Source organism: Bradyrhizobium sp. Kon56 (assembly GCF_055807635.1).
This window is the reverse complement of record NZ_JBVVOU010000305.1, coordinates 1-309: the sequence shown is the minus strand read 5'-3', so window position 1 is coordinate 309 and position 309 is coordinate 1. Positions and strand designations below refer to the sequence as shown.

Genomic DNA, 309 nt, shown 5'->3' with positions numbered 1-309 from the left:
CGGGTAGATCTTATTCAGTGCGTCAAGGGCCAGTTTGACCCGCTTGTCGATGGGCTGGGGCAGCATTTTCAACGCGTCGCTCATCCACGAGTAGGACAGGCAGATCACCCCCGGCTTGTCGTCGCCGTTGTCGAACAGGTAGGTGCCGCGCGTCAGGCGATCAGTGAGGGTCATGCTCATCAGGTCGCGGCCGGTTTCCGGGTCTTTGTCTTTCCAGAACGGGCGGTCGACCATGACAAAGGTCTTGGATGACTGCATGTAGCGCGTGCGGTCCAGGGCCATCCACATCTTTTGCGAGAACAGGGTTTC

General features: G+C 58.9%; 1 protein-coding gene. It reads right to left on the bottom strand.

Annotated features, from left to right (window positions below; all coding sequences use genetic code 11):
* A partial coding sequence (locus tag AC0L3B_RS39075; RefSeq protein WP_473383060.1) for an FAD-dependent oxidoreductase occupies nucleotides 1-303 on the bottom strand: 303 nt, incomplete at its 3' end.
* Between the last annotated feature and the right edge of the window lie 6 nt (nucleotides 304-309).